The 6655-nt window shown below is 38.2% G+C and carries 12 protein-coding genes; 2 read left to right on the top strand and 10 right to left on the bottom strand.

Features of this window, described 5'->3' with window-relative positions; genetic code table 11:
- The coding region (locus QHH19_00845) for a hypothetical protein (GenBank protein MDH7516887.1) at nt 1–284 on the top strand (284 nt) is incomplete at its 5' end.
- Nucleotides 285–287: 3 nt separating this feature from the next.
- Here QHH19_00845 and QHH19_00840 read toward each other — a convergent pair.
- From QHH19_00840 to QHH19_00795, 10 genes are read right to left on the bottom strand one after another with little or no spacing between them, the layout of a single operon-like run.
- Entirely contained in the window at nt 288–1355 is a 1068-nt protein-coding gene (locus QHH19_00840; protein MDH7516886.1) for an NADH-quinone oxidoreductase subunit H, read from the bottom strand.
- A gap of 1 nt (nt 1356) precedes the next feature.
- Nucleotides 1357–1713 (bottom strand): hydrogenase, encoded by a 357-nt coding sequence (locus QHH19_00835; protein MDH7516885.1) that lies wholly within the window; start codon nt 1711–1713, stop codon nt 1357–1359.
- Nucleotides 1714–1716: 3 nt separating this feature from the next.
- On the bottom strand, nt 1717–3282 hold the full coding sequence (locus QHH19_00830; protein MDH7516884.1) for a proton-conducting transporter membrane subunit: 1566 nt from the start codon (nt 3280–3282) through the stop codon (nt 1717–1719).
- Nucleotides 3279–3638, bottom strand: coding sequence for a cation:proton antiporter subunit C (locus QHH19_00825; GenBank protein ID MDH7516883.1), 360 nt, complete (start codon nt 3636–3638; stop codon nt 3279–3281). The genes QHH19_00830 and QHH19_00825 overlap by 4 nt, the downstream gene beginning before the upstream one ends.
- Nucleotides 3635–4126: an MnhB domain-containing protein gene (locus QHH19_00820; GenBank protein ID MDH7516882.1), complete on the bottom strand. Its 492-nt coding sequence runs from the start codon at nt 4124–4126 to the stop codon at nt 3635–3637. The genes QHH19_00825 and QHH19_00820 overlap by 4 nt, the downstream gene beginning before the upstream one ends.
- Nucleotides 4123–4389 (bottom strand): hypothetical protein, encoded by a 267-nt coding sequence (locus tag QHH19_00815; GenBank protein ID MDH7516881.1) that lies wholly within the window; start codon nt 4387–4389, stop codon nt 4123–4125. The genes QHH19_00820 and QHH19_00815 overlap by 4 nt, the downstream gene beginning before the upstream one ends.
- Before the next feature lie 7 nt (nt 4390–4396).
- Nucleotides 4397–4645 carry a DUF4040 domain-containing protein gene (locus QHH19_00810; GenBank protein ID MDH7516880.1) on the bottom strand — a complete coding sequence of 83 codons (249 nt, stop codon included), beginning with the start codon at nt 4643–4645 and terminating at the stop codon, nt 4397–4399.
- A 3-nt stretch (nt 4646–4648) separates the two neighbouring features.
- The gene (gene mnhG / locus QHH19_00805) at nt 4649–5062 is read right to left on the bottom strand and encodes a monovalent cation/H(+) antiporter subunit G (protein MDH7516879.1); all 414 of its coding nucleotides are present in this window, start codon (nt 5060–5062) and stop codon (nt 4649–4651) included.
- A gap of 1 nt (nt 5063) precedes the next feature.
- Complete coding sequence (locus QHH19_00800) at nt 5064–5345, bottom strand: monovalent cation/H+ antiporter complex subunit F (GenBank protein ID MDH7516878.1); 282 nt, start codon at nt 5343–5345, stop codon at nt 5064–5066.
- Nucleotides 5342–5866 carry a Na+/H+ antiporter subunit E gene (locus tag QHH19_00795; GenBank protein ID MDH7516877.1) on the bottom strand — a complete coding sequence of 175 codons (525 nt, stop codon included), beginning with the start codon at nt 5864–5866 and terminating at the stop codon, nt 5342–5344. The genes QHH19_00800 and QHH19_00795 overlap by 4 nt, the downstream gene beginning before the upstream one ends.
- 123 nt (nt 5867–5989) lie before the next feature.
- Here QHH19_00795 and thyX point away from each other — a divergent pair, with 123 nt between their 5' ends.
- Entirely contained in the window at nt 5990–6652 is a 663-nt protein-coding gene (thyX, locus tag QHH19_00790) for an FAD-dependent thymidylate synthase (protein MDH7516876.1), read from the top strand.
- Nucleotides 6653–6655 lie beyond the last annotated feature (3 nt).

Below are 6655 nucleotides of genomic sequence, written 5' to 3'. Positions count from 1 at the left end.
TTAGAAAAGAATTTGAAAATGATAAAAGAATTTTTACGGACAACTGGGACTATTATGATGGGGCACATGTTGTTTTTTACCCGAAGAATATGACGCCGTATGAGCTTCAGGAAGGTGTTATATCCGCTTATGAAAATTACTATTCTACTAGAAAGACTCTACATCATTTTGGTAAAGGTGAATTTTTCTATGGGTTTGAGACATTTTATGTCAGGTTATTATTCAAGAATATCATACGCCAGAATGAAGCTTATTTAGATTATTTAGATGGTATACGTCCCTAATTACTAAATCCCTATCATTTTTAAAACAGGTTGCCAGTTTAAATCAGTCATCGTTTTTTGATCCCACATCAACAGTATCAAACCAAAAAGAGCGAACAATGTAACCCAAACCCAATATGTATAAACTATTTGATTAATTTTCAAACGAGCTATAGCAACACGAATCAATGTCACGGAGAATACTATGACTAATAGTACTTTGATTAGATAAAATACTATGTCAACAGCAAAAGCTGGGATTTCCTTTAAACCAAAAACTGGTGATAGGTTATATGGGAAAAACAATGCGACTATCAACGACGCCATGACCACGGTTTTTACGCCATCAGTTAGGTAAAACATCGCAAGGTTTCTACCAGAATATTCTACTAGAAGACCACCCGCTATCTCTGTCTCTGCCTCTGGTGCATCAAATGGTATCTTGGAGAGTTCAGCCGGTGTAACTATAACAAGTGCTAATAATAGTATTATGACGCCGATAAAACCAAGAGGTCCCACTACCCCCCAAATCGGTGTCGTGGTGATTGCGGATAGCGTGAAAACATTGGTGACTTGTTGTGCATACAATCTGTATGCAAAACTTATGATTATGATGGCTAGTGGGAACTCATAGGCTATCATAGTAGCCATCTCTCTCTGTGCACCAACAGTTGCATATGGTGAACCAGAGGCAAAACCACCTATGACCATTGCCAATGATGGTATGAGTAGTAGGTAAAGAATCAAAATAAGATCACCTTTTGGAAGAATAATCTCATTATCAAGCAACGATGGGAATCCTGCTATAGGTAAATACAAAAGAATAGATATTGTTGCGACAAGACCAACAAGTGGTGCCAGGTTGAAAACCCATGGTATCGCATTTTCAGGTACAATGTTTTCTTTTACAAACAACTTAGAAACATCCCTAAATGGTTGTCTAATTGGTGGTCCTATACGGCCCTGCATATGAGCAGAAATCTTCCTATCAAAACCCTTGTATATCAACCCGAATATTATGCCAAAAGCTGCTAATCCTATTGAACCCAATATGATTATTATAGTTGTTTTTGATAATTCTATGAGTTCCATTTTATATCAACCCCATGAAGATAAATACGACAGCCATTATGATCAAAAACCACAGCACATAGTCGCTAGCGTTACCATTATGCATCTTTTTAAGTACATCATAAACTGATTTCAGCGTCTCGGTGAAACCCCAATACACATTACTACTCTTAACATGCATAAGTTCTTTTTCATATTCAGGGTTGCCTGATAGAAAAGCCTGAGTCTGCCCTGTTTCTTTTTTGTAATCTTTTTTACCAAAACCTCTAAGAATGTAAATTAATAGAAAGATGATTGCTGTTGCTACAACCCACACAACAGGGTTCCAGAAACCATTACCAGTCTTCAGTGTCTCCAACAATGATTCCAACGATAACATTGTTTAAACACCCCCTAGAACAGCGCTTATATATTGCGCGTTATTCATCAGTACATTAACAGCAGGTTCAACCAAGTGATGGATGACAATATTTGGGAATAAACCAAAAAAGATTATTATACACGCAAAAACACCCATACCAATCAACATGCTTTTTGGTACTTCCTTAACATTCTCAAACTTAGAAATCTTAGGCCCAAGAAACGCTGAATAAAACACCTTCACAAAAATAGCTAGTAGCATTATACTAGCTAGTATAGCAACAATAGATATTATCGGGTTAAGCTGGTATGTTGATTGATAAATGAGAAGTTTTGATGCGAAACCATTCATAGGTGGTATACCAGAGACTGCTAATAGACCTATAAGGAAAAAAATGGTGGTGTACTTCATGTTTCTAGCAAGACCACCCATCTCATTCAAAGATGTTTCTTTAGTAGCATAGTAAATGGCACCAGCAGATAGGAACAATAAACCTATATCCAAACAATCGTTGATTATATGGAAAATACCACCATTCATCGCAGTTTTTCCCACTGTTATCATGTTAGGATCATGTAAAGTAACTAATCCTACACCTATGGTGAGGAAAATGTATCCTATTTCTGCTACTGCAACAAAACCGATTAATCTTCTGAAGTCTGTTTGTATAAGAGCCATTAACACACCAATTAATATTGTAAGAATAGCCAGCATAATAATTATCAAACCAATTGTTGATTCACTAATAACCACATTTTTGAATGCCCCACTGTATAGGGTGAAACACATCCTGAAAACACCGTACAAGCTAGCCTGGGTAGCACCGATTATAACAATTGTTACTGACGGTGGTGCCTGCCCATAAGAGTCTGGTAACCACATATGCATTGGTACCAGACCTGCTTTCATACCAAGCACAACAACAAGCAGAACCAACGCTATTTTATCAAGAAAAGTAAACTGTATAACGTTTGCTAGTGTAGCAATATTTAGAGCATTGTATTGAGCATAAAATATACCTATGGCAAAAAGAACAAACAATGCACCAATCGAGCTTATAACAATATATTTGAACGCTGCCTCAAGTGCCTCGCCCTTGTGAACCCAAAATGCGATTAGTGCACAAGAAGATATGCATGATATCTCAAGGAATACGAAGAAGTTGAAAATATCCCCAGTAAGCTCCATACCTAGGGTGCTTGTAACCAAGAGTAAAACTAGTGTGTAATACTTGTCAAGTCCATCGTTTTCCTTCATAAATGACCATGAGTAAACAAGTGCAACAAAAGCAAGGATAAATGTTACAATGGCCATGAAAATGCTTAGGCTGTCGACTTCAAAAAGGATTCTAACTACTGGAAGAGCGAGGTTTTGTGCACCAAAGACATAGATGCGTGGGCCGTTTGCATAAACATCAGATGCAAGCAAGGCAATAAAAAAACCTGTGATAGAGATCATCACCAAGGCAAAAATGTTTCTAACTTTTTCGTTAATCATGCCAACAAGTGGTGTAAGAAACGCACCCAGCAATGGTACTGCAACGATCAAAGCAGGAGAATGTTTAATTATTTCAGCGAGCCAGTTCATTCTTTTAGCCTCCTTATTTTTCTAACATCGAGCGTACCATACTGTTTATAAATATGCATAACAAGAGACAACATCAAAGCAAGAACAGCGACACCAATCACAATACTCGTAAGAGTCAAAGCCTGAGGAACAGGTAAAACCATCTCACTAGGATATTGTGTTCCCTCTGGTAAACTAGTGTAGATAGGAGCAACACCACCTTCACGATAACCCAACGTGATCAAAAACAGGTTCACACCACACTCAATGATTGTGATACCAATAACCATTTTGATTAGATTCCGTCTGAAAACAACAGCATACAAGCCTATGAAAATCATGGCGACAACAGCGATAAAAGGTATATTATAAATCATTGTTTCCCCTCCTTTAAACTACTAGCATAAGCCATGACAAGCACAACTGCAAATAAACCAGCAATTACCTTAAGCCCTACAGCAAAATTCATAAGCGGCAAAACACCACCTGTGTTGATGTCAGCAAAAGTAGAACCAACAACAGGGATGTTACCAAATAACGTGAAACTGTCAAACAATTTTAAACCTACGAGGAAATTAGCAAAAAATATACCACCTACAAAAAGCCCGAGGAATGCTACGCCAATGAACCACACAGCACCAATGCTTTCAAAAGCAGTAAGTCTTTTTTCTTTTATCCGCGCAAAAGCCCATGTTGAACCATAGGCTGCAAGCAACATTATACAACCAGATGCAACAACAGCACCACCCTGGAAACCACCACCAGGAGTTAGATGCCCATGAGCTATGACATATAAACCAAAAATCGTGATCAAAGGGAAAATAATATTCGATATTGTTCTAACAATCTTTGACATCTCACTCATTTTTTCTTCCTCCTGAAAATCATCATGACACCAGCAACAGCAGTAAACAAAATCGTAGCCTCCCCAAGGGTATCAAAACCTCTGTAATCAAAAACAACAGATGTCACACCATTGTTAGTACCAGCCTCAGTCTGAGTATTTCTAATAATATGATTATCCATCTCTGGGCTACCTGGGTCGCCAAAAGGATGAATCATGAGAGCGCTAAAAACAAAAAACACAGCAACAATAGAAAACACCAGTACAGCAATATTGTATCTCATTTCCATTTTATTCTTCCTCCATACGCTTAGTTCCTTTAACAGCAATAATAATAATAGCGGTGGACAAACAGGCGCCTACACCAGCCTGAGCAATAGCGACATCAGGTGCTTGCAGAATATAAAACTCAAGAGATAACAACAAACTCATAGCACCCATAGCAACAGCGGCACCCAGAAGATCTCTGAGTAAAACAGCAACAATGCAGGAGAAAACTATGAGGATGAGCACTACGATATTAATTAACTCAAAAAACATTTTTTACTCAGCCTCCTCTTCTTCAGATTTCTTTTTACCTCTAGTTTTTTTCTTCCCTGTTTTCCCTAGTTTTGAATCATCCAACTGATCAACAACAGCCATAGCTGGTTTTACTCCGCTGCGATGGGCAGCACGGGCGATAGCATGGGCACCAACAGGGTTAGTGAGTAGTATTGCTATCAAAGCAAAAATCGAGTGAAGTGCTAAAACAGAACCATTGGTATCATTTCCCCACCAAGATTTCAGACCGATGAGAATCACAGAACCTATGATGAATATAGAACCAAAAGTTGTACATTTCGTACCAGCATGAAGCCTGGTATAAACATCTGGGAAACGAAGTAGACCAATACCTGCAAGGAGGTTAAAGAAAATACCAATACCTAAAAACACGTAGATGATGATATCAAAAATCATCCTAAAACTCCCCTCCCTCTAGATATTTTGCGATAAACAAAGTAGAGACAAAAGACAAAAAAGCGTAAACAATAGCTACATCAATATAGATGGCCTCTCTGAAGGCCATACCAAATGCAACCATAGCAACAATAACAATTGTGTTAACAGTATCAACACCAACAACCCGGTCAGGAGCAGTTGGTCCTAAAACAATCCTTATCAAAGCCATTATGCTGCAAATAGCAAGGGCTATAACCACAAACAGATAAGTATCCGTGACACCAAAATACAATTCGATCATTCAGCAATCCTCCTAACCCATTTTGGGAAAAACCCACAGATATACTTACAGTCAACAGGTTTCTGCTCCAAAGCTTTTTCATTAACATTTATCCAATGAACATATAAATCATTGGTGTCCTCATCTATGTCAACACTTAGAGTACCAGGTGTCAGCGTTATAGAGTTTGCAAGCATTGTGATACCAAGATCTGTTTTAAGATCAGGTGAAATCCGGACGATACCAGGTTTTATCTTCCCGGTGATAACACGATAAGCGACATCAAGATTAGCTCGGGTGAGTGCAACGAAAAAAGGCCCAACAACATAAGCTAAAAATATAAACCATCGTACAGGGTTTAGCATCCGCAGGCTTTTCTTAACAAAAATCTTCCTCGCAATAAAACCAACAATTATTGAGAGAACTAATCCAAGGGCTATCTCCTCGTAGCTCCACAATCCTAAAACCGCTGTTCCACTACCTGTCGTAAACAGGAGGTAAATAATGAAACAGAAGACTGTTGTGATAATAAATGCTATCATCTTCTTTTTTCCTCCCATAGATATCTAATTAACATCGGTGGGTAAACATATCACTTTTTAAAAACTTGCTGATTTACCTAAAATATTAAAGCCTGATATTATTCTTGGTTGTGGTAGATTTCGATGGATGTTAAACTAATAGGTTTCACTCCAAACCCAGAAAAAACACCTGCGATGGCTGCGAAACTTACACATAGTAAAACAAAGCCGGAGGAGCTTGATAAAACCCCAGGAAAAGAACTAACAGCGGTTCTTGAACAGGTTATGAAACTTGGTCACACAAGTGTTGTAGAACACGCAAGTTTTACTTTTGCGATAAGTGATGTAAGTAGATCTTTAACGCATCAGCTGGTAAGACACCGCATAGCTAGTTATTCTCAGCAGAGCCAGAGATATGTTAATCTCAATGAACCAAACTATGTAACGCCACCAAAGATTGCTAAAGACAAAAAAATGAAAAAAGCATATGATGAAACCATGACTAGCATTTGGAAGGAATACAACAAGTTACTTGACATGGGGATACCAGCGGAGGATGCGCGATATGTACTACCAAATGCGACATGTACAAACATTATGGTTACTATGAATGCTCGCTCGTTACTGAATTTTTTTGAACTACGATGTTGTCTCCACGCACAGTGGGAGATAAGAGAGCTAGCCAACAAGATGTTAAAAGAGGTGAAGAAAGTAGCGCCAATTATTTTTAAAAACGCTGGGCCATCATGTAAAACTAAAAATTATTGCCCTGAAAACAAAAAAGATTGTCCTATTTACCCTAAGTGATTT

The sequence above is a fragment of the Candidatus Thermoplasmatota archaeon genome (assembly GCA_029907305.1).
Classification (GTDB): domain Archaea; phylum Thermoplasmatota; class E2; order DHVEG-1; family DHVEG-1; genus JARYMC01.
Note: the sequence above shows the minus strand (reverse complement) of the source record. Positions and strands in the feature narration are given on the sequence as shown.

Coding starts and splice junctions, on each gene's coding strand:
- QHH19_00795 (MDH7516877.1), bottom strand. CDS start 5,866: ATGATAGCATTTATTATCACAACAGTCTTCTGTTTCATTATTTACCTC.
- QHH19_00830 (MDH7516884.1), bottom strand. CDS start 3,282: ATGAACTGGCTCGCTGAAATAATTAAACATTCTCCTGCTTTGATCGTT.
- QHH19_00800 (MDH7516878.1), bottom strand. CDS start 5,345: ATGATCGAATTGTATTTTGGTGTCACGGATACTTATCTGTTTGTGGTT.
- QHH19_00825 (MDH7516883.1), bottom strand. CDS start 3,638: ATGATTTATAATATACCTTTTATCGCTGTTGTCGCCATGATTTTCATA.
- thyX (MDH7516876.1), top strand. CDS start 5,990: ATGGATGTTAAACTAATAGGTTTCACTCCAAACCCAGAAAAAACACCT.
- QHH19_00840 (MDH7516886.1), bottom strand. CDS start 1,355: ATGGAACTCATAGAATTATCAAAAACAACTATAATAATCATATTGGGT.
- QHH19_00820 (MDH7516882.1), bottom strand. CDS start 4,126: ATGAGTGAGATGTCAAAGATTGTTAGAACAATATCGAATATTATTTTC.
- QHH19_00815 (MDH7516881.1), bottom strand. CDS start 4,389: ATGAGATACAATATTGCTGTACTGGTGTTTTCTATTGTTGCTGTGTTT.
- QHH19_00810 (MDH7516880.1), bottom strand. CDS start 4,645: ATGTTTTTTGAGTTAATTAATATCGTAGTGCTCATCCTCATAGTTTTC.
- mnhG (MDH7516879.1), bottom strand. CDS start 5,062: ATGATTTTTGATATCATCATCTACGTGTTTTTAGGTATTGGTATTTTC.
- QHH19_00835 (MDH7516885.1), bottom strand. CDS start 1,713: ATGTTATCGTTGGAATCATTGTTGGAGACACTGAAGACTGGTAATGGT.